Below are 17,977 nucleotides of genomic sequence, written 5' to 3'. Positions count from 1 at the left end.
GAATGTGGGACGGCCGTCCCTGTGCAATATGATATTTTAGTCCATCGCGGGATGGCCCGCGAAGCGTTCATGGGCCAGTCCGGCCACCACGATGTCCTCCCACGACATTCCAACCCCCGTGTACAGCAGCGGCGTTCCGTCCTCCGGCACAAAACGGCCGCCCACCAGCTCGGCCAGCGTGCCGAGCCCGCCCTCCGCCCACTCCTGCGCGGAACGGGCCGGGATCAGGTCCCCGGCCTCGCGCAGCGCCGAGGCCCGGCCCTCCACCACCACCGAGGCACGCCGCGCCAGCACCGGGTCGATTTCGCGGGCCTCCAGGCCGTGCGAGCCAATCGCGGCCACGATGGCCGAGTCCCGCACCAGGGCGCCGTCAAACACGGGCTCCGGGGAGGAGGTGGCACACACCACGACGTCGGCGCCTTCGACCTCCGAGGGGGATCCGGCCCGTGCCGCCACGCCCCGCGAGGCCCACCTGGCCGCCAGTTCCTGCGCCGCACCGGCCCTCCGGCCCACCACCACGAGGGACGCCAGGCCGCACACCGCCTGCAGCGCCCCAATGTGCCGGTCGGCCTGCAGCGAGGTGCCAAACACCACCACGGCGCCGGCGGAGGCGGCACCCCGCAGCGCCAGCAGGTGCTTGAGCGCCATGGCCGTCACGGCCGGCGTGCGGACGAGCGTCAGCTCGGCCCCGTCCATGGCGCACAACGGTGTTAAATACGTGCCGTCGAGTAGCAGGTAGGTGCCCTGGATCTTCGGGTGCCCCTTGGCGGGATTCCCGGGCGCCACCGTGGCCACCTTGACCCCGGCGTAGCGGGCGGACTGCGCCGGCATGAGCAGGAACTCGCCGGCGGCCAGCGGGGCGAACAGCCGCGGGGGATCCAGCTCCGGGTCCTGGCCGCCGCGCAGGGCGTCCTCCAGCGCGGCCACGGCGGCGGCCGGCGGCACCAGCGCCCGCAGGGCGGCTGCATCGATGTATGGCAGGGTCATGGGGCTCCTTCGGCGGGGTTCCCTCGCGGTCTGTCTGGAAGTTCGACGCCGGCCCGTCCGTCCGCGCCGGCACCCACCCGCGCGACTGCTCCGGTGCACTGCCCCAGCCGGCCGGCGTCGGCGGCGCCCAGCAGCACCACCGGCACTCGTGTGCCATAAAGTTCCGCGGCGGCCAGGGCCCCCAGCGCCACGATGGCGTCCCGGGCCGTCAGCAGGATGGCCGCGGGGCCCACGCCGGCGCGGATTTGCTCGGCCAGCACCGACGAGGAGGAACTGGAGCCGCGCGAGGCGTCCATCAACAGCACCCGGCCCGCCAGGGAGGAGCCGTGTTGTGGATGGTGGGCGTCGATGACCAGGCCCGTCCCGCGGTCCGTGCCGCCCCAAAACGAGAGCGGCTCGGTGAGCACCAGCAGGGGCCCGCTTCCCTCGCCGGGGCACAGCGTCCGCCCCGTGAGCCGGGCGGGGCCGCCCGCCTCCGCCTCAACCCCACAGCCCGTCATCGCGCACCACCTTTCCGGCGCAGGCCGAGTCGAGGCATTCGGACAGCGTGCCAAACACCACGTCCACCCCGAGGTTCATCGGCGCATACCAGGCCCACTTGCCCGAGGGCGTCATGACGGTGCGTTCCTGCGGGCCCAGGATGGGCGTGATGTAGGTGCAGGTGTCCACCACAATGCGGGCCCCGCGCTCCTCGGCGGCCTGCACCAGCCCGGCTTCCCGGGCCTGCCCCAACACTTCGCGGGAGGTGTTGATCCACACGGTGCAGCCGGGGTGGAAGGCGGGCCGGCCCTCCAGCGCGGCGGCCAGCTTGCCAAACTCGTGCACGGAAAAGTGCGGGGTGCCCAGGGCCACGGCGTCCAGCGGGGCAGCGGCGTCCGCGGTGGTCAGCTCGTCCCGGGCCGCCCGCAGCATGCCCGTGGTGACGGTTACGGCGGGCAGCCCCGCCCAGGCGCGGCCGGCGGCCACTGCCTCGGGCGTCACGCCGGCCACGTGGAAAAGGGCCACGCCGCCGGCGGACGCCGAGGTGGCCCCCAGCGCCTTGAGCTTGTCCTCGTCCGCCAGCGCCGGGTCGATCCCGGTCAGCAGCGGCACCCCGGTGCCGGACTGCCGCCCCACCACGTCCCCCAGGGCGGCCCAGACCGCCTCCTCCGCCAGCATGGACGCGGGCAGCGCGGAGCAGTCAAGCTCCAGCGTGGGCACGCGGTTGGCGTCCAGGTGCAGCCCGGCCTGCGGCACGCGGCCGGTGACGGCGGCGCAGATGTCGATGAAATCGCCATACCGCTCGGTCCGGGCGCCCAGCACGGAATTGGCAAAGACAATCGCGTTGGATTCCGCCCACGCCACGTCCTCGCCAAAGGCGGGCCGGTCCAGGGACTGGTACGGCGCACAGGTCCAGGTGGCGCGCGCCCCGAGGGTCCGGTAGGCGTCCATGAGCGCCCGGGCGGGGGCGGCCTCCCCGGGCGGCAGCCGCACCAGGCCCGGATGCATCAGGTCCAGCGAGCCCACGTTCAAGGTGGTGGGGACGGCCACCCTGGCGCCCAGCCCGGCCAGTTTTTGGGCGAAGTCGAGCCCGGCCTGCCCGTGGTACAGGCAGCTGTCAATGTGCGCCCCCCTGACGGGGATGAGCCGTTCGGCGCCCAGCACGCCCGCCAGGGCGGCCACCAGGCGCATGGCCATGGCGGCACCGGGGCCGCGGCCGCCGTCGAGCATGGCCTTTTCCTCCCCGCTGAGCGCCAGGGCGGTCACAGCAAAAACCCTGCCGGGAAGGGGTCCTCGGGGTCCAGGTGGTACTGGGCGGTGCCCGTCACCCAGGCCCGCCCCGTGATGGTGGGGACGACGGCGGGCAGCCCGCCCACTGTCGCCGTCTCCACGAGCCGGCCGGTGAACTGGGTGCCGATGAACGATTCGTTCACGAAGTCCGTGTTGAGGGCCAGCTCGCCCCGGGCGTGCAACTGGGCCATGCGGGCGCTGGTGCCGGTGCCGCAGGGAGAGCGGTCAAACCAGCCCGGATGGATGGCCATGGCGTGGCGGGAGTGCTGCGCCGTGGAGCCGGGCGCCTTCAGGTAAACGTGGTGGCAGCCGGTGATGTCGGCCCGTTCGGGGTGTACGGGCGGGTTGTGGCCGTTGATGGCGGCCATGATTTTCAGGCCCGCGTCCAGCAGGCGGTCCTTGGCAGCACGCTCAAACGGCAGGTCCAGCGATTCGAGGTCCACGATGGCGTAAAAGTTCCCGCCGAACGCCATGTCGTAGCGGACTTCGCCGATGCCGTCCACGCCCACCCGCTGGTCCAGGGCGAGCGAAAACGAGGGCACGTTGCGGATGGTGACGGACCGTGCCGCGCCGCCTTCCACGGCCACCTCGGCCACCACCAGCCCGGCGGGGGTGTCCAGCCGGATGGTGGTCACCGGTTCCACCACCGGCACCATGCCGGTTTCCACCAGCACGGTGGCCACGCCGATGGTGCCGTGGCCGCACATGGGCAGCAGTCCGGAGACCTCGATGAACAGCACGCCGTAGTCGGCGTCGGGCCGGGTGGGCGGCTGCAGGATGGCCCCGCTCATGGAGGCGTGGCCGCGGGGTTCGTACATGAGCAGGGTGCGCACGTCGTCGCTGTGGTCCATGAACCACTGCCGCCGCTGCGCCATGGTGTCCCCGGGGATGGTGCCCACGCCGCCGGTGACGACGCGGGTGGGCATTCCCTCGGTGTGGGATTCCACGGTGTGGATGACCCGCTTGGAGCGCATGGATGGGCCTTTACTTGTAGCCCTTGGCCAGCACGGCCTCGGTGTCGGCGGTGATCCGGGCGGCGACGTCCGCGGGCAGCGGCAGGCGCGGCTGGCGGCAGGCGCCGCCCTTGCGCCCGGCAAGGTCCATGGAGAGCTTGATGGACTGGACGAACTCCGGCTTGGAGTCCCAGCGCAGCAGCGGATGCAGGTCCCGGTAGATGGGCAGCGCCGCCTTGATGTCCTCCGCGGCCCCGCTGGTGGCGAGGTTGTAAAGTTCCACGGTGCTTTGCGGGATGGCGTTGGGGTAGCCGGCAATCCAGCCCACGGCCCCGGCCAGGCCCAGTTCCAGCAGGACGTCATCGGAGCCCACCAGCAGGTCCAGCTCCGGTGCCAGTTCGGCAATCTCGTAGGCGCGGCGCACGTCCCCGGTGAATTCCTTCACGGCCACGATGAGCCCCTCGCCATGGAGGCGCGCCAGCAGCGCGGGCACCAGGTCCACCTTGGTGTCGTAGGGGTTGTTGTAGGCCACCACGGGCAGGCCGGCCTTCGCCACTTCCCGGTAGTGGGCCAGGACGGCGTCGTCGTCGGCCTTGAAGGTGTTGGGCGGCAGCGCCAGCACGGACGCGGCTCCGGCATCCCGTGCCTGCTCGGCCCAGCGGCGGGATTCGTCGGCGCCGTAGGCGGCCACGCCGGGCATCACCGTGAAGCCCTCCGGGGAGGCGGCGACGGCGGTCTGAACCACCTTGCCCCGTTCCTCCGCCGTCAGGGTCTGGTACTCGCCCAGCGAGCCGTTGGGGCAGGCGCCGTCACAGCCGTTGGCGGCCAGCCAGGCCACGTGCTCCGCGTAGGCCGCGAAGTCCACGCTGCCGTCGGCATTGAACGGCAGGGCGGTGGCCACATGGATGCCGTGCCAGGGCCGGGTTCGGGTTGTCATGAGGGGCTCCTTTGCGTTGGAAGGACGGTTGTCGGCCTCCCCGGCACGGGGAGTGATGGTTCTCACACTATCAGTACAATGTCACATAATACTAGGGCCGGAGGGTGCTACCGCAGCACGAACCCCAGGCCCAGTTCGTCGTCGGCCTCCAGGGTGAACTTCCCCTCCCCCACCGGGAACGCCTGCCCCAGGACCTCCACCACCACGCCCGCCTCGGAGTGGTCCGCCACCCGGGCGGTGAAGTGGGAGTCGATGATGGAAAAGTGGTCCAGCACGTCGCCGTAGGCCAGTTCGCCGGAATCCGTCAGCGCGGCCACGCGTGCCGCCGTGCCCGAGCCGCACGGCGAGCGGTCCACCTGCCCGTCGGCAAAGACCGCCACGTTGCGCTGCGCCAGCGCCCCGCGCAGCTCCAGCCCGCTGTCCGGGCCCACCGGTTCGTGGAAGATGGTGCCGTAAATGCCATCCAGCCGGGTGTCGGAGGGGTGGTGCGCGGCGGGATGGCCGGCGAGCGCGGCCTTCACCTGCCGGCCGGCGTCGATGAGCCGGTGCAGGTTCGACGGCGTGACGTCCAGTCCCGCCGCCTGCGCCGGCAGCGCGGCGTACAGCGCCCCGCCCCACAGCACATCCACGCGCAGCCGGCCAAAGTCGGGGGTCTTCACCTCCACGTCCCGGTCCACCACGTAGGACGGGACGTTGCGGAAGGTGACCCCGGTGACCCGCCCGGCCGCCACGCCCACCCGGGCGGTGACCCGCCCGGAGGGGACGTCGATGACCACGTCGGTGTCGCCGTCGTCCGCGGCGCGCACCAGGCCGCTGCGCACGGCCCATGCGCCCAAGGCGATGGTCCCGTGCCCGCAGGCCGTGGAGAAGCCGTCCTTGTGCCAGAACAGCACGCCAAAGTGGGCGCCGGCGTCGTTCGGCGGGACGATGAAGCCGCCGTACATGTCGGCATGACCGCGGGGTTCGTTGACCAGCAGGCGGCGCAGCTTGTCCGCGTCCCCCGTCATGGCGCTTTCGCGGCGTTCCAGCACGGTTTCGCCCGCGATCAGGAAGGGCGGGGCCGGCACTATCCGGAACGGCTCACCCGCCGTGTGGTAGTCCACGGTGCCAATGTCCCACGTTTCCGCCTTCATCCCGTCCCCTTTTTAGACCAGCTGGGATCCTACGACCCCAGGTATGCCTCAACAATGCGTGAATCCGCCATCAGTTCCGCGCCGGTGCCGGTCATGGTGGTGGCCCCGTTTTCAATGACGTAGCCGCGGCTGGTGATCTTCAGGGCGGCCCGCGCGTTTTGTTCCACGAGCAGCACGGTGGTGCCGTTGGCGTTGACTTCCCTGATCACGTCCATGACCTGGGCCACGATGAGCGGCGCCAGCCCCATGGACGGCTCGTCCAGCATCAGCATGCGCGGCCCGGCAATGAGCGCCCGGCCAATCGCCAGCATCTGCTGCTCGCCGCCGGACAGCGTGCCGCCCTGCTGCGTGCGCCGCTGCGCCAGCAGCGGGAGCAGTTCAAGGACGTCCTTGAGCCGCCTTTGCACGGCCGCGCGGTCCTTGACCAGGTACCCGCCCAGCTGCAGGTTTTCCAGCACGGAGAGGGTGGAGAAGATCCGCCGGCCCTCCGGGACGTGGATCAGGCCGGCGCCCACCACCTCCCACGGCTTGGCGCGGGTGATGTCCTTGCCGTCAAAGCTGATCCGCCCGGAGTGCGCCTTCACAATGGCCGACGCCGTGGACAGCGTGGTGGTCTTGCCGGCGCCGTTGTTGCCCAGCAGCGCGACGATCTCGCCCTCCTCGACCCGGACGTTGATGCCGCGCAGCGCCTGGATCTTGCCGTAGAACACTTCCACGTTCTCAAATTCGAGCATGGCCATCAGCCCCGGCCCCCTTCGCTTCCGTCGGGTCCGGCCGCCTCGTTGGCGGCCGCTTCGGCGTCGTGCACGGCCGCGGCGGTCGGCGGCGGGACCGGTTCGTCGTCGGCCTTGCCGAGGTAGGCCTCGATGACGGCCGGGTTCGCCTTCACCTGATCGGGGGTCCCGTCCGCGATCTCCTTGCCAAAGTTCATCACCACCACCCGTTCGCTGACCTCCATGACCACGCCCATGTCGTGCTCAATGAGCACGACGGCGGCGCCGAGGTCCCGGATCTTGCGGCACAGTTCCAGCAGTTCCTGTTTTTCCGAGTGGTTCAGCCCGGCGCCGGGCTCGTCCAGCAGCACCAGCTTGGCCTTGCGGGCCATGGCGCGGGCCATTTCCACCTGGCGCTGCTGGCCATAGGCAAGGTTGCGCACCGGGATGCCGCGCCCGCCCTTGTAGCCCACAAAGTCCAGCCAGCGGTGCGCCTCGCGGGTGTAGGCCCGTTCGCTTTTGCGGTACCGGGGCGTGTGGAACAGGGCGTCCACAAAATTCTGCCCGCCGTACAGGTGCATGCCGCCGCGCACGTTGTCCAGCACCGTCAGGTCCGGGAACAGGCGCAGGTTCTGGAAGGTGCGGGTCACCCCGGTGGCCGCAATCACGGCCGGGCGCTTGCCGGTGATGTCCGCTCCGTCCAGCACCACCTTCCCGCCAACCGGCTTGTAAAACCCGGTGATGCAGTTGAAGGCGCTGGTCTTCCCGGCACCGTTGGGCCCGATCACCGAGACGATCTCCCCGGCGTCGGCCGAGAAGGAGAGTCCGTTGACGGCCTTCACCCCGCCAAAGGCAATCTGCAAATCGCGCACTTCCAGCAGCGGGCTCACGGGGTCCCTTCCTTTGCGGTGGCGACGGGGGCACCCGGGCCGGGGCCGGCGTCGTCCTTGACGTCCTTGGGCTGTTCAGGTTCATAGGCGCGCGACGGCCAGAAGCCCTGGGGCCGGAGCACCATGACGGCCACCAGCACGACGCCGAAGATCACGTAGCGCAGGTTGCCCAGGTCCCGCAGGAATTCCGGCAGCAGGGAAATGACGACGGCGCCCACCACCACCCCGCGCGTGTTCCCCATGCCGCCGAGCACCACGGCCATCAGCACCAGGGCCGACTGCAGGAACACAAAGCTTTGCGGGGAGATGGCGGAGAGGTGGGAGGCAAACAGCACCCCGCCGATCCCGCCCCAGATGGCCCCGAAGATGTAGGCGGCCAGCTTCACCTTGTAGGTGTGGATGCCCATGGCCTCCGCGGCGTCCTCGTCCTCGCGCACAAACCGCCAGGCCCGGCCCAGCCGGGACTTGCCCAGCCGGGCGGAGCCGAGGACCATCAACGCCACGACCACCACGCAGAAGTAGTAGAAGGGGACCGGGGCGGAGAGGTCCAGGCCAAACAATTCCACACCCGGGATGCCGTAGATGCCGGACGGGCCGCCGGTGACGGACAGGTTGTTGGCCGTCAGGCGGATGATTTCGCCGAAGCCGAGGGTCACGATGGCCAGGTAGTCGCTGCGCAGGCGCAGCGTGGGCCCGCCGATGATCAGCCCGGCCAGGATGCACATCCCCACGACGGCCGGGATGGTGAAGAGGATGGGCAGTTCCCACGCCTTGGAGAGGATGCCGGCGGTGTAGGCGCCCACCGCCATGAAGGCGATGTAGCCCAGGTCCAGCAGTCCGCAGTAGCCCACCACAATGTTCAGGCCGGAGGCGAGAAGGATGAAGATCACGGCCGTGGTGCCGATGCTCATGGCGTAGTTGCTGGCCAGCACAAAGGGGAAGAGCACGGCGATGGCGAAGGCCGCCCAGCCCAGCTGCCGGCTTTCAAACAGGCGGGAGACGCGGCTGGCGGGCTTGCCGATGCGGCGCGGGGCGCGGGAGGTGTCGACGTTGTCGCTCATGGCTACACCCTCTCCGTCACGCGTTCGCCCAGCAGGCCGGTGGGCTTGAGGGTCAGGAAGGCTATGAGGACGCCAAAGGTGAAGACGTCGCGCCATTGGCCGCCCAGCCACTGGGACCCGAAGGCCTCCAGCAGGCCCAGCAGCAGGCCGCCGAGCATGGCACCCTTGATGTTGCCGATGCCGCCGATGACGGCCGCGGTGAACGCCTTCAGGCCGATGATGAAGCCCATGAGGAAGTCGATCTTGCCGTAGTAGGCCCCAGCCATGACGCCCGCCGCGCCGGCGAGCGCGGAGCCGATGAAGAACGTCCAGGTGATGACCTTGTTGACGTTGATGCCCATGAGCAGCGAGCCCTTGGTGTCCAGGGCGATGGCGCGCATGGCACGGCCCATCGAGGTGCGCTGGATGTAGGAGTTCAGCCCCACCATCAGCAGCACGGCAATGACCATGAGCACGATCTGCGGGACGGAGATGCGGGCGCCGAGCACGGTGAAGCTGTCCCCCTCCAGCCGAACCGGGAAAACCTTGGGGTTGGGGCCGGCCACGGCGCTGACGCCGTATTCCAGGGTGAATGACGCGCCGACGGCGGTGATCAGCACGGCGAGCCGGGGCGAGTTCCGCAGCGGCCGGTAGGCCAGGTATTCAATGCCGACGCCGATCCCGCCGGTCACGAGCATGCACAGCAGCAGCACGATCAGCAGTGCCGTGATGGACATGGACGCCGGGATCACCCCGACGGAGCTCAGCATGGCGAAGCCGACAAACGCGCCGAGCATGTAGATGTCGCCGTGGGCGAAGTTCAGCAGCTTGATGATGCCGTAGACCATGGAATAGCCCAGGGCAATGAGTGCGTAAAAGGAACCGACGAAGAGGCCGTTCCAGATGAGTTGGGTCATGCGTGACCTGCCTAAAGCCGTGCAAGCGGTGTTCGGGACGGGAGGTGCCAGGCAGGCGGGCCCGGGAGGCCGCGCCCGCCTGCCTGGCCCGGGCTAGCTCAGGGCATCCTTGAGGACAAACTTCCCGCCCTGGATGACCAGGATCTGGAAGCCGCCGCTGCTCAGCGTGTGCTCCGGGGTGAACTTCAGCGGGCCGGAGAAGATCTTGAAGCCGTTGATGGCCTCCAGCGACTTGTTGACCGCTGCGCCGTCGGTCCCCTTGGCCTGGGTGATGGCCTCGGCCGCCACGCGCACGGCGTCGTAGGACTGGGTGGAGTAGGGGCCCGGGGCCGTGCCGAACTTCTTCGTGTAGTCGGAGATCCAGGTCTCGGCGCCCTTGATGGTGTCGGGGGTCTGGGTCATCGTGGCGAACACTCCCTCGGCATTGGCCGCGCCGGCAATCTTCACCAGGGACGGGTCAACGCTGCCGTCCGCCACCATGATCTTGCCCTTGTAGCCGGCGGACTTGAGCTGGTTGATGATCAGCCCGCCTTCCTGGTAGTAGCCGGTCCAGTAGAGCATGTCCGGGTTGGCGCCCATGATGTCATGCACGGCCGAGGAGTAGTCGCTTTCGCCGGCCGTCACGGACGTGGCCAGGGCCACCTTCACGGTGCCGTCCGCCTGCAGGTCCTTCTTGGTCTCGGTGGCAATGTCCTTGGAGTAGCTGGTGTTGTCGTCCATCAGGGCAACGCTCTTCACGCCGTCCTTGGCCATGAACTTGACGGCAGCGGCTGCCTGTTGCGTGCCGGTGCCGTTGATCATGAACACATTGGGCAGTTTCTGGTTGACCAGGTCCTGGGAGTTGGCGGCTGGGATGATCATGGGGATGTTGGCCTTGGCAAAGATCGGCAGCGTGGGCAAGGTGGCGCCGGAGCAGTAGCCGCCCACGGAGACCACGGCCCCGTTGGACACTGCCTTGTTGGCCGCGGCGGCCGCCTGGGTGGGATCGCAGGCGCCGTCTTCCAGGTCAAGGGACAGCTGGCGTCCGAGCACACCTCCCTTGGCGTTGATCTCATCGACCGCCATCTGCATGCCGTTCTTCATGTACACGCCCGTGGGGGCGCTGGAACCGGACATCGGAATGACAGCGGCCAGCTTGATCGGGCCTGAATCGGCCGATTTGCCGCCCCCGCCGCTGAGAATTCCGCTGCATCCGCTGGTGGCCAGCATGGCCACGGCCACGGCCCCGACGGCAACTGCCCTGGGAAGTCGAAGTTTCATTGCCTGCATCTCCTTTGACGTGACAACATGCCGAATACGGGCCAGCTGTGCGCACCCCGGCTTCGGGAATTGTTAGCTGAATCACACTGCACAAGTGAGTAAAATATGACATGCTACGGCCCGCGTGTCAACGGTTTTAATGCCCGCCCGGACAATCGAGACACGAGCGAGACATTCCCTCCTGCGCCGCGCTGCATGCGGCCCTGCCGGCGCGCCGGAACCGGGCATGGGTAGTTCTCCCCATCGACGCCGCCGCACGGGCCGGGTAGCTTTATCGAGGGCCGCCGAGGACGGGGATCCTCCGGACGGAACGGCCCCAGCAGGAACAAAGAGCCACCACTTCCGCGCATCAACCGCGGACTTGGATGAAAGGCCCGGCGCACACCCCCCCCGCGCCGGGTCGGTCCTGTTTTAAGGCTAAAAAAAATTTGGGGCATAAAATGCCGTCCATGGCCCAAGACATGATGGACGCGGCGTATTTCCGGCACACCGGCGGCAGCGACGTGATTGAATTTGGCCCGCTGCCTGTGCCGCAGCTGCCGGACCATGCCGTGCTGGTCCGCGTGGCGGCCACCACCGTGAACCACGTGGACACCTTTGTGCGCAGCGGCGGCTACGCCACCGCACTGTCCTTTCCGCAGGCGATCGGGCGCGACGCCACCGGCACCGTGGAGCGCGTGGGCGCCGCGGTTGATGCCCCCTTCCGGCCCGGAGACCCGGTGTGGTCCAACTCGCTGGGATTCGGCGGCAGGAGCGGCGCCGGTGCGGCGTTCACAGTGGTGCCCGCGGACCGGCTGTACCCGCTTCCGGCCGGCGTGGACCCGGTGGAGGCGGCAGCCGTCCTGCATGCCGGGGCCACGGCCTGGCTGGCGCTGCACCGCCACGCCGGCGTGCAGCCGGGCGATACGGTGTTTGTGGGAGGCGGCGCCGGGCAGGTGGGATCGGCCCTGGTGGTCCAGGCCGTCCGTGCCGGGGCCCGCGTCATCACCTCCTCAAGCGCGGACGACGCCGGCCACTGCCGCAGCCTGGGCGCCACGGCCACGCTGGACTACCGTTCCCCCGCACTCATGGACGAACTGGCGGCGGCGGCCCGTTCAGTGTCCGGCGGCCGTGGCCTGGATGTCCACATTGAAACGTCGGGCCGGCACCAGCTGGAGGCCGCTGTGGAGATGCTGGCGCTGCGCGGGCGGATCATTGCCTTGTCCGGCATGGCCGCCACCAACGCGCTGCCGCTGGGCAGGCTCTACACGCGCGACGGCAGCGTCCGCGGATTTGCCATCAGCAACGCCACCGTCGGGGAACTCGCCGACGCTGCCCGCGCCGTCAACGAACTGCTGGCCGACGGCAGCCTGCGTGCCCGCCACATCACCCGGCTGCCCCTGAGCGGCGCCGCCGGCGCCCACGCTGCCATGGAAGCCGGCACGGCCCGCGGGAAACTGGTGCTCATTCCCTGAGGCAGGGGATCCCGAAATGGACTGTTGGGCCCGACAGGCCCGGACCACCGGTCCATCCTCCCCAACCGCCGGCGGCCGGCTGCAGCTAGCGCCGGCCGCGCTTTTGGGCCCGGGCCTTGCCGCCGGGCCGGCCGCCCCCGCGAAGGTTGGGACGGCCACCCTTGCCCTCGCCCTTGCCGGCGCCGCCCTTGCCGGCGCCGCCCTTGCCGCCGGCTGCCTTGGCGCCCTTCTTGGGTGCGGCGTCCTGCCTGGCCTGCACGGACGGCTGGCGTGAACTGTTGGCGCTGCGGCCGCGCACCACGCCGATGAATTCCTCGATGACGGCGTCAAAGCCGTCCGCCAGCGGCACATCGGAATGCAGCCAGGCCAGGCCGATCCCCGATTCCGGCACGCCCGTCACCACCCGGGCCCGCAGCGCCGTCCGGTTGAAGTGGCGGGCCACAGACATTGGCAGGATCAGGATGCCCAGGCCCGCCTCGACGAGGTCCAGGGCGTCCTCGACGGAGGCCATGGGCGGCAGGGGCTTTCGGGTTCCGGCCCGGATTTCGCTGGAGATCCCGCGCCAGGCCGGGAAATCGTCGGGGTCGGCCAGCAGGTATTCGTCAGCCAGTTCCGCGACGTCGATTTCCTCAAACGCCGCGATCGGGTGGTCCTTGGGCGCCACCACCACGGACAGCTCCGTATAGAGCGGTATGACGTTCAGCCCGGCCTTGTCCACCGGCAGGCGCACAAACGCCATGTCCGCGGTGCCGGCCCGGACGGCGTCGAGCTGGCCGGATTCGGGCACCGGCCGGGACACCAACGCCACGTCCGGCATGCGTTCGTTCCAGCGGTGGATCCACTTTCCGGGAGTCACGCCAGGCACAAAGGTCACTGTAAGTTCACGGGGTTCCGGCACCTGTTCACCCTAACCCACTGCGGTGCCGGGCGGCGGCGGCCGGTACCCTTGATCCATGACCATTGAACCGTCGCCCCAGGCCATGAAGTCCGCCACCGCGGCCAGGAAGCTGGGCATCCACCTGCCTGCCGCACCTGCGGAATTCCAAGAGAACGCAATCAGCCGGGAGGAATTCAAGGTTTTGCAGGAGAATCCGCCGGCGTGGCTGGTGGAACTGCGCCGCAGCGGCCCGCACCCGCGCCAGGTGGTGGCCCAGAAGCTGAACATCTCCATTGGCGGCCTGAACCGCTCCGACATCACCGAGCCGCTGACGACGGCGGAAATCACCGCCCTGCTGAAGGCTCCCCCCGCCTGGCTGGTGGAGGAACGCGCCGTGTTCGCCAAGGCCCGGGCCGAGGCCAAGCTGGCCAAGGAACGCGAGGCGGCCCGCCGCCCGAAGAGCTGAGCCCGGACAACCGGCGGCGTGCCAAAGCGACCGGGGCGTGTGAAATTTCACCCGCCCCGGATAGCATGGCACGCCGCCGGCGTTTAAGGTCAGGGGTTGTAGACCTTGCTGCTGCGGCTGAGCACCCGGCCCTTGAAGAACTCCGGGTGCCGCCGGTACATGAAGAACATCAGCACCGCCCCCAGCGCGATCACGCCGCAGCCGAGGATGAACACCAGGCCCAGCCCGCCAATGTTGGAGCCGGAACCGTAGGACGGGTCCATGGAGTCGTAGGCGGTCTTGACGAACATGACCAACAGGATCACCCCGCCCACCAGCGGCGCCAGGAACTTGCACAGGAAGTTCCGCACCCCGTGGAAGGCTTCGGCGCGGAAGTACCACACGCAGGCCAGGGCCGTGATGCCGTAGTAGAAGCAGATCATCATGCCCAGCGCGGTGATGGTGTCCCACAGGGCGTTCTCGGACAGGGTCCGGGTGATGACATAGAAGCCGGCCGCGGCGATGGCGGCCGCGACGGTGGCGTAGCCGGGCGACTTGTGCGCGGGGCTGATCCTGCCAAAGCCCTTCGGCAGGGCGCGGTAGTGGCCCATGGCCAGCAGGGTCCTGGCCGGGGAGACAAAGGTCGACTGCAGGGACGCGGCAGAGGAGCTGAGGATGGCCAGCGACATCAGGATGGCGAACGGGCCCATGACGGGCCCGGCCAGCACGGCGAAGATGCTGCCCTGGTTGGCCGGGTTGCCGGCGCCCAGTCCCGTGGTGCCGACGCCGGCGAAGGACAGCGTGGCCAGCGAGACCACCATGTAGATCAGCACGATGACCACCACCGTCACGGTCGCCGCGCGGCCCGGGGTCTTTTCGGGGTTCTTCGTCTCCTCGTTCATGGTCAGCGTGACGTCCCAGCCCCAGAAGATGAAGATGGACAGCGAGACGCCGGCCGCGAATGCGGAGAAGGAACCCACGGCGAAGGGGTTGAACCAGTCGGCCGAGATCTCCGTCGCGTCGAAGGCCGTTCCGTTGGCCACGTGTGCAAAGGCCGCAACGGCAAACCAGCCCAGCACCAGGAGCTGGAACGCCACCAGGATGTACTGGAAGGCCTTGGTGGTTTCCATGCCGCGGTAGGAAATCCAACATGCCCCGGCAATGAATACCAGCGTGGTGGCGATGTTCAGCGGCAGCACGCGGGTCAGCTCCGCCAAGGATGGGTTGGCGAAGATCTGTGCGAGCATCAGGTAGAAAAAGTCCACCGCCACCGCCGCCAGATTGGACAGGACGATGATCGTGGCCGCGATCAGGCCCCACCCGCCCATCCAGCCCAGCCACGGACCAAAAGCCCGTGTGGCCCATGTGAAGGAGGTCCCGGCGTCGGGCATGGCATTGTTCAGCTCGCGGTAGCCAAGCGCCACCAGCAGCATCGGGATGAAGCCGACCAGGAATATCGCCGGCAGGTGGACGCCGACCTCTGACACCGTGGGGCCCAGGGCGGCCGTGAGCGTGTAGGCCGGGGCAATGCAGGAAATGCCGATCACGACGGCACCGATCAGGCCCACCGAGCCGGCCTTCAGGCCCTTTTCACTCAGGCCCTTTTCACTCAGGCCCAATTCGCCCGGGCCGCCGGCAGGCTTCGTAACAGCGTCTTGGGTGGTCATGATGCCATCCCCCCGCCGCGGGTGCAGGCAATTACGTAATGCATAAGGTCCTCCTGGACGTCATTGTCACTGGACATTCAACTGTTGTCGGGGGCCGGTCGAAGGGCCGGTTATGCCAGTTCGTCGACCAGCTTCTTGGCCGTGAACCGGCCCATGCGGACGGCGCCATCCACATGCTGGTAGCCCTCGGCCGCCAGGTCGGAGCAGGACCAGTGGATGGGGCCCACCGGCGTCAGCTGGTCCGGGCCGTAGCGGTGGAGGCCACCAAGGTCGTAGCTGGCAGCGTAGGCGCCGCGGGTCCATTCCTCGGTGCCCCAGTCGGACTCGTAGTACACCACGGGCTCGGCGCCGGCGTCTCCGAGGAACTCGGCCAGCGCTGCCGTGACTTCCTTCCGTCGTTGTCCTGGCGGGAGGGTGAACGCGTAGTCGGCTTTTTCGTCGGAGATGAACCCCACGAGGGTGCCGCGTGCATCGCCATGGTTGGTGTTGTCGTACACCTCCTGGACCAGTGAGGAAGCGCTGAAACCGGTGCCGGAGAGCCCATCCTCGCGCCAGAAGGGGGTCTCATAGACTGCATGGACCTTGATGACGAAACCCAGGGACTGGTGCTGGTGCATCTGGTGCTGGCGGCGCGGCAGCGGCGGCTCGAACGAGACGCGGCTGTACAGGTTCGGCGGGACGGCCATGACCACGCGCCGGGCGGTGACGGTGGCGTTGTCGCTGACCACGGTGGCGAGGTATCCGCCGTCGGCCTCCTCCCAGCGGACGCTGCGCACCGGGGAATTGAGGATGACGTCGCCACCCAGCTTCGCGGCGATGGCCTGGGAAACGCCCTGCATGCCGCCCACCACGCGTTTGTCAAGGATGAAGTTGTCGTCCACCAGGTTCGTGAAGGATCCTGCCGAGGCGGCCATGAACACGGCCTGCAGGGCCGAGAATGCATGGGCGGGCTTGGTGAGCATGCCGCCGGCGATGAACAGGCCGATGTTGTTGCAGGCCTCCTCGTCGCCTGACTGGGTGCGCAGCCAGTGGTGGAAGGAGATGGTGTCCAGCTCGCGGGCCTGGGGGTGGTCCCACGGCGCGGCCGGGTCCATGGCGGCGGCGAGCGCGTCCAGGGTGTCGATGAGCGTGGTCATCTCCGCCTCGGTTCCCGCCGCGACCGGGAACATCCCGCCGGTGTAGCGGGTGCGCGTGCCGTCCGGGGCTATGTAGACGCTGTCGCCGTCGCGGTAGCGGGAGTAGGTGTCCAGGCCCAGTTCTTCAAGGAGCCCGATGAGCGCCGTCTGGTCCGGGGAAACCCACTGGCCGCCAATTTCCAGCCAGGCGCCGTCGATGGAGTTCGACCACGTGCGTCCGCCCACGCGGTCCCGCGCCTCGAGGACGGCCACTGTCAGGCCGGCCTTTTTCAGCTCATGTGCCGCTGTCAGGCCGGACGGGCCCGCTCCAATGATGGCAACGTCCCGATCAATGATGTTTGTTGTGGCCATGTTTCCCTCTCCCGTGAGCCGCGGCTACCCGCGTCACTAAATGAATGACGTTCATTTCCATTAGACTGTAACCGACGTCACCCGGCAAGGTAAAGGGGTGGCCGGGAAATGTTTGCGCCAACCGGTGCATGGGCATCGAGGGGGAGCGTGTTGTGACGGACAGTGCATTAGCAGGCCGCGGGCCGGCGGGGACGGGTGCCGGTGCCAAGCCGGCACGCCGCAGGGCAGGGCGCCCACCGCACGCGCTCCTGGGCCAGGGGCAAATCACCCGGGCGGCGCTGAAGCTGGTGGCCCGCGACGGTTACAAGGCCCTCACCATGGCAGGACTGGCCAGGGCGCTGAACGTGGCGCCGTCGGCCCTGTACAACCATGTTGCCTCCAAGCAGGATGTGTTGCTGCTGGTTGAAGATGCCCTCATGGGCCGCGTGGACGTGTCTGCCTTTGCCCGGCGGCCCTGGGGCGAGGCCGTCAGGCTCTGGGCCCACTCGTACCGGCAGGTCTTTTCAGCGCACCTTCCCCTTATCCCCGTCATTGCGCTGCTGCCCGTGACCAATGCGCCGCAGACCATCAGGATGTACGAGGCCGTGACGGAGGGATTCCTGCGGGCCGGCTGGCCGCCGGAAGGGATTGTCAACGCGATTGTGGCACTTGAATCCTTCATCTTCGGCTCCGCCTACGACGCCAACGCACCCGCGGACATTTTTGCCACCGGCGAACTGGCCGACCGCGCGCCCCGCTTCAGCGACGCCGTCGCCCGCCGCCGGAATCCGGAAGGGCTCAACGACGCCGACGCCGCCTTCGCGCTGGGCCTGGACGCCCTTGTGGCCGGGCTGGCGGCGTGCCAAAGCGACCGGGGCGTGTGAAATTTCACCCGCCCCGGACAGCTTGGCACGCCGCCGGCGTCCCGGGGCCGCGACTAGCCAGGCCGGGCCCAAATCCCTAGGCTGAACTTGCACGCCTTACCGGCACGACCACAGGGAGAACACCATGGGTTTCAGCATCAGCAACGCCGCACTCCGCCTGGTGTCGGGCGCGTTCATCCTCAATTCCGGCCTGGGCAAGCTCAGCCTCTCGCCCGAGCACGCCGCCGGGCTGCAGGCCTCCGCCGCCCGCGTGATCCCGCAGGCGGCCACCCTGGAACCTGAACAGTTTGGCCGCTACCTGAGCTTCGCGGAGATCGGCATCGGCACCACGCTCCTGCTGCCGTTCGTCCCCTCCCGCCTGGCCGGCCTGGTGCTGGCCGCCTTCTCCACCGGCCTTTTCGCCAATTACCTCAAGTCTCCCGGCTTGACCGAGGCCGACGGCATCCGCCCCACGCCCGCGGGCGTCGCACTGTCCAAGGACATCTGGCTGGTGGGGATTGCGACGGCGTTGGTCTTCCACCGCCGCCGGCGCTAAAACGCGCACTGGCCACCCCGGCGGTTCAATGCCATCCTTGGCATAGGCC

18 protein-coding genes are annotated in these 17,977 nt (G+C 68.8%); 4 read left to right on the top strand and 14 right to left on the bottom strand.

Going from position 1 to position 17,977, the window contains the following annotated elements; genetic code table 11:
* Positions 1–36: 36 nt before the first annotated feature.
* The 11 genes from MMF96_RS00475 to MMF96_RS00425 form a co-directional block, all read right to left on the bottom strand.
* Complete coding sequence (locus MMF96_RS00475; RefSeq protein ID WP_256882211.1) at positions 37–987, bottom strand: ornithine cyclodeaminase family protein; 951 nt, start codon at positions 985–987, stop codon at positions 37–39.
* Complete coding sequence (locus MMF96_RS00470; RefSeq protein WP_256882210.1) at positions 984–1,487, bottom strand: aconitase X swivel domain-containing protein; 504 nt, start codon at positions 1,485–1,487, stop codon at positions 984–986. The genes MMF96_RS00475 and MMF96_RS00470 overlap by 4 nt, the downstream gene beginning before the upstream one ends.
* Positions 1,468–2,733, bottom strand: coding sequence for an aconitase X catalytic domain-containing protein (locus tag MMF96_RS00465; RefSeq protein WP_256882209.1), 1,266 nt, complete (start codon positions 2,731–2,733; stop codon positions 1,468–1,470). The genes MMF96_RS00470 and MMF96_RS00465 overlap by 20 nt, the downstream gene beginning before the upstream one ends.
* Positions 2,730–3,731 (bottom strand): proline racemase family protein, encoded by a 1,002-nt coding sequence (locus MMF96_RS00460; protein WP_256882208.1) that lies wholly within the window; start codon positions 3,729–3,731, stop codon positions 2,730–2,732. Before MMF96_RS00460 ends, MMF96_RS00465 begins: the two co-directional genes overlap by 4 nt.
* A gap of 10 nt (positions 3,732–3,741) precedes the next feature.
* Positions 3,742–4,647, bottom strand: a complete 906-nt coding sequence (locus MMF96_RS00455) for a dihydrodipicolinate synthase family protein (protein WP_256882207.1) — start codon at positions 4,645–4,647, stop codon at positions 3,742–3,744.
* 107 nt (positions 4,648–4,754) lie between these two features.
* Positions 4,755–5,780 (bottom strand): proline racemase family protein, encoded by a 1,026-nt coding sequence (locus MMF96_RS00450; RefSeq protein ID WP_256882206.1) that lies wholly within the window; start codon positions 5,778–5,780, stop codon positions 4,755–4,757.
* Between the two features lie 29 nt (positions 5,781–5,809).
* Entirely contained in the window at positions 5,810–6,514 is a 705-nt protein-coding gene (locus MMF96_RS00445) for an ABC transporter ATP-binding protein (protein ID WP_371130894.1), read from the bottom strand.
* Positions 6,515–6,519: 5 nt separating this feature from the next.
* Positions 6,520–7,383 (bottom strand): ABC transporter ATP-binding protein, encoded by an 864-nt coding sequence (locus MMF96_RS00440; protein ID WP_256882205.1) that lies wholly within the window; start codon positions 7,381–7,383, stop codon positions 6,520–6,522.
* On the bottom strand, positions 7,380–8,444 hold the full coding sequence (locus MMF96_RS00435; protein WP_176616284.1) for a branched-chain amino acid ABC transporter permease: 1,065 nt from the start codon (positions 8,442–8,444) through the stop codon (positions 7,380–7,382). Before MMF96_RS00435 ends, MMF96_RS00440 begins: the two co-directional genes overlap by 4 nt.
* 2 nt (positions 8,445–8,446) lie before the next feature.
* The gene (locus MMF96_RS00430) at positions 8,447–9,340 is read right to left on the bottom strand and encodes a branched-chain amino acid ABC transporter permease (protein ID WP_176616283.1); all 894 of its coding nucleotides are present in this window, start codon (positions 9,338–9,340) and stop codon (positions 8,447–8,449) included.
* A gap of 93 nt (positions 9,341–9,433) precedes the next feature.
* Positions 9,434–10,600, bottom strand: a complete 1,167-nt coding sequence (locus MMF96_RS00425; protein WP_176616282.1) for a branched-chain amino acid ABC transporter substrate-binding protein — start codon at positions 10,598–10,600, stop codon at positions 9,434–9,436.
* A gap of 449 nt (positions 10,601–11,049) precedes the next feature.
* On the opposite strand from MMF96_RS00425, the gene MMF96_RS00420 reads away from it, so the two are divergent.
* Positions 11,050–12,054: an NADPH:quinone reductase gene (locus MMF96_RS00420; RefSeq protein ID WP_256882204.1), complete on the top strand. Its 1,005-nt coding sequence runs from the start codon at positions 11,050–11,052 to the stop codon at positions 12,052–12,054.
* Between the two features lie 85 nt (positions 12,055–12,139).
* On the opposite strand, the gene MMF96_RS00415 is transcribed toward MMF96_RS00420, so the two are convergent.
* Positions 12,140–12,919 carry a LysR family transcriptional regulator substrate-binding protein gene (locus MMF96_RS00415; protein ID WP_256882203.1) on the bottom strand — a complete coding sequence of 260 codons (780 nt, stop codon included), beginning with the start codon at positions 12,917–12,919 and terminating at the stop codon, positions 12,140–12,142.
* A gap of 115 nt (positions 12,920–13,034) precedes the next feature.
* Between MMF96_RS00415 and MMF96_RS00410 the strand changes: the two genes are divergently transcribed.
* Positions 13,035–13,397, top strand: coding sequence for a DUF5997 family protein (locus MMF96_RS00410; RefSeq protein WP_176616332.1), 363 nt, complete (start codon positions 13,035–13,037; stop codon positions 13,395–13,397).
* Between the two features lie 89 nt (positions 13,398–13,486).
* Here the strand turns inward: MMF96_RS00410 and MMF96_RS00405 are convergent, their stop codons facing one another.
* Together MMF96_RS00405 and MMF96_RS00400 are read right to left on the bottom strand one after the other, a co-directional pair.
* On the bottom strand, positions 13,487–15,043 hold the full coding sequence (locus tag MMF96_RS00405) for an APC family permease (protein WP_256882202.1): 1,557 nt from the start codon (positions 15,041–15,043) through the stop codon (positions 13,487–13,489).
* Between the two features lie 110 nt (positions 15,044–15,153).
* Positions 15,154–16,530 (bottom strand): NAD(P)/FAD-dependent oxidoreductase, encoded by a 1,377-nt coding sequence (locus MMF96_RS00400; RefSeq protein WP_256882201.1) that lies wholly within the window; start codon positions 16,528–16,530, stop codon positions 15,154–15,156.
* A gap of 128 nt (positions 16,531–16,658) precedes the next feature.
* Here MMF96_RS00400 and MMF96_RS00395 point away from each other — a divergent pair, with 128 nt between their 5' ends.
* Together MMF96_RS00395 and MMF96_RS00390 are read left to right on the top strand one after the other, a co-directional pair.
* Positions 16,659–17,393, top strand: a complete 735-nt coding sequence (locus MMF96_RS00395) for a TetR/AcrR family transcriptional regulator (protein ID WP_306295611.1) — start codon at positions 16,659–16,661, stop codon at positions 17,391–17,393.
* A 124-nt stretch (positions 17,394–17,517) separates the two neighbouring features.
* On the top strand, positions 17,518–17,928 hold the full coding sequence (locus MMF96_RS00390) for a DoxX family membrane protein (protein WP_176616278.1): 411 nt from the start codon (positions 17,518–17,520) through the stop codon (positions 17,926–17,928).
* The last annotated feature ends 49 nt before the right edge of the window (positions 17,929–17,977 follow it).

This window comes from Arthrobacter sp. STN4, from assembly GCF_024539665.1.
Taxonomy (GTDB): domain Bacteria; phylum Actinomycetota; class Actinomycetes; order Actinomycetales; family Micrococcaceae; genus Specibacter.
This window is presented reverse-complemented; position numbering and strand designations above follow the sequence as displayed.

Excerpts from the sequence above, each read along its gene's own strand:
- MMF96_RS00475 (WP_256882211.1), bottom strand. The coding sequence starts at position 987 with ATGACCCTGCCATACATCGATGCAGCCGCCCTGCGGGCGCTGGTGCCG.
- MMF96_RS00470 (WP_256882210.1), bottom strand. The coding sequence starts at position 1,487 with ATGACGGGCTGTGGGGTTGAGGCGGAGGCGGGCGGCCCCGCCCGGCTC.
- MMF96_RS00460 (WP_256882208.1), bottom strand. The coding sequence starts at position 3,731 with ATGCGCTCCAAGCGGGTCATCCACACCGTGGAATCCCACACCGAGGGA.
- MMF96_RS00455 (WP_256882207.1), bottom strand. The coding sequence starts at position 4,647 with ATGACAACCCGAACCCGGCCCTGGCACGGCATCCATGTGGCCACCGCC.
- MMF96_RS00450 (WP_256882206.1), bottom strand. The coding sequence starts at position 5,780 with ATGAAGGCGGAAACGTGGGACATTGGCACCGTGGACTACCACACGGCG.
- MMF96_RS00445 (WP_371130894.1), bottom strand. The coding sequence starts at position 6,514 with ATGCTCGAATTTGAGAACGTGGAAGTGTTCTACGGCAAGATCCAGGCG.
- MMF96_RS00435 (WP_176616284.1), bottom strand. The coding sequence starts at position 8,444 with ATGAGCGACAACGTCGACACCTCCCGCGCCCCGCGCCGCATCGGCAAG.
- MMF96_RS00430 (WP_176616283.1), bottom strand. The coding sequence starts at position 9,340 with ATGACCCAACTCATCTGGAACGGCCTCTTCGTCGGTTCCTTTTACGCA.
- MMF96_RS00425 (WP_176616282.1), bottom strand. The coding sequence starts at position 10,600 with ATGAAACTTCGACTTCCCAGGGCAGTTGCCGTCGGGGCCGTGGCCGTG.
- MMF96_RS00420 (WP_256882204.1), top strand. The coding sequence starts at position 11,050 with ATGGCCCAAGACATGATGGACGCGGCGTATTTCCGGCACACCGGCGGC.
- MMF96_RS00410 (WP_176616332.1), top strand. The coding sequence starts at position 13,035 with ATGAAGTCCGCCACCGCGGCCAGGAAGCTGGGCATCCACCTGCCTGCC.
- MMF96_RS00405 (WP_256882202.1), bottom strand. The coding sequence starts at position 15,043 with ATGACCACCCAAGACGCTGTTACGAAGCCTGCCGGCGGCCCGGGCGAA.
- MMF96_RS00400 (WP_256882201.1), bottom strand. The coding sequence starts at position 16,530 with ATGGCCACAACAAACATCATTGATCGGGACGTTGCCATCATTGGAGCG.
- MMF96_RS00395 (WP_306295611.1), top strand. The coding sequence starts at position 16,659 with ATGGGCATCGAGGGGGAGCGTGTTGTGACGGACAGTGCATTAGCAGGC.
- MMF96_RS00390 (WP_176616278.1), top strand. The coding sequence starts at position 17,518 with ATGGGTTTCAGCATCAGCAACGCCGCACTCCGCCTGGTGTCGGGCGCG.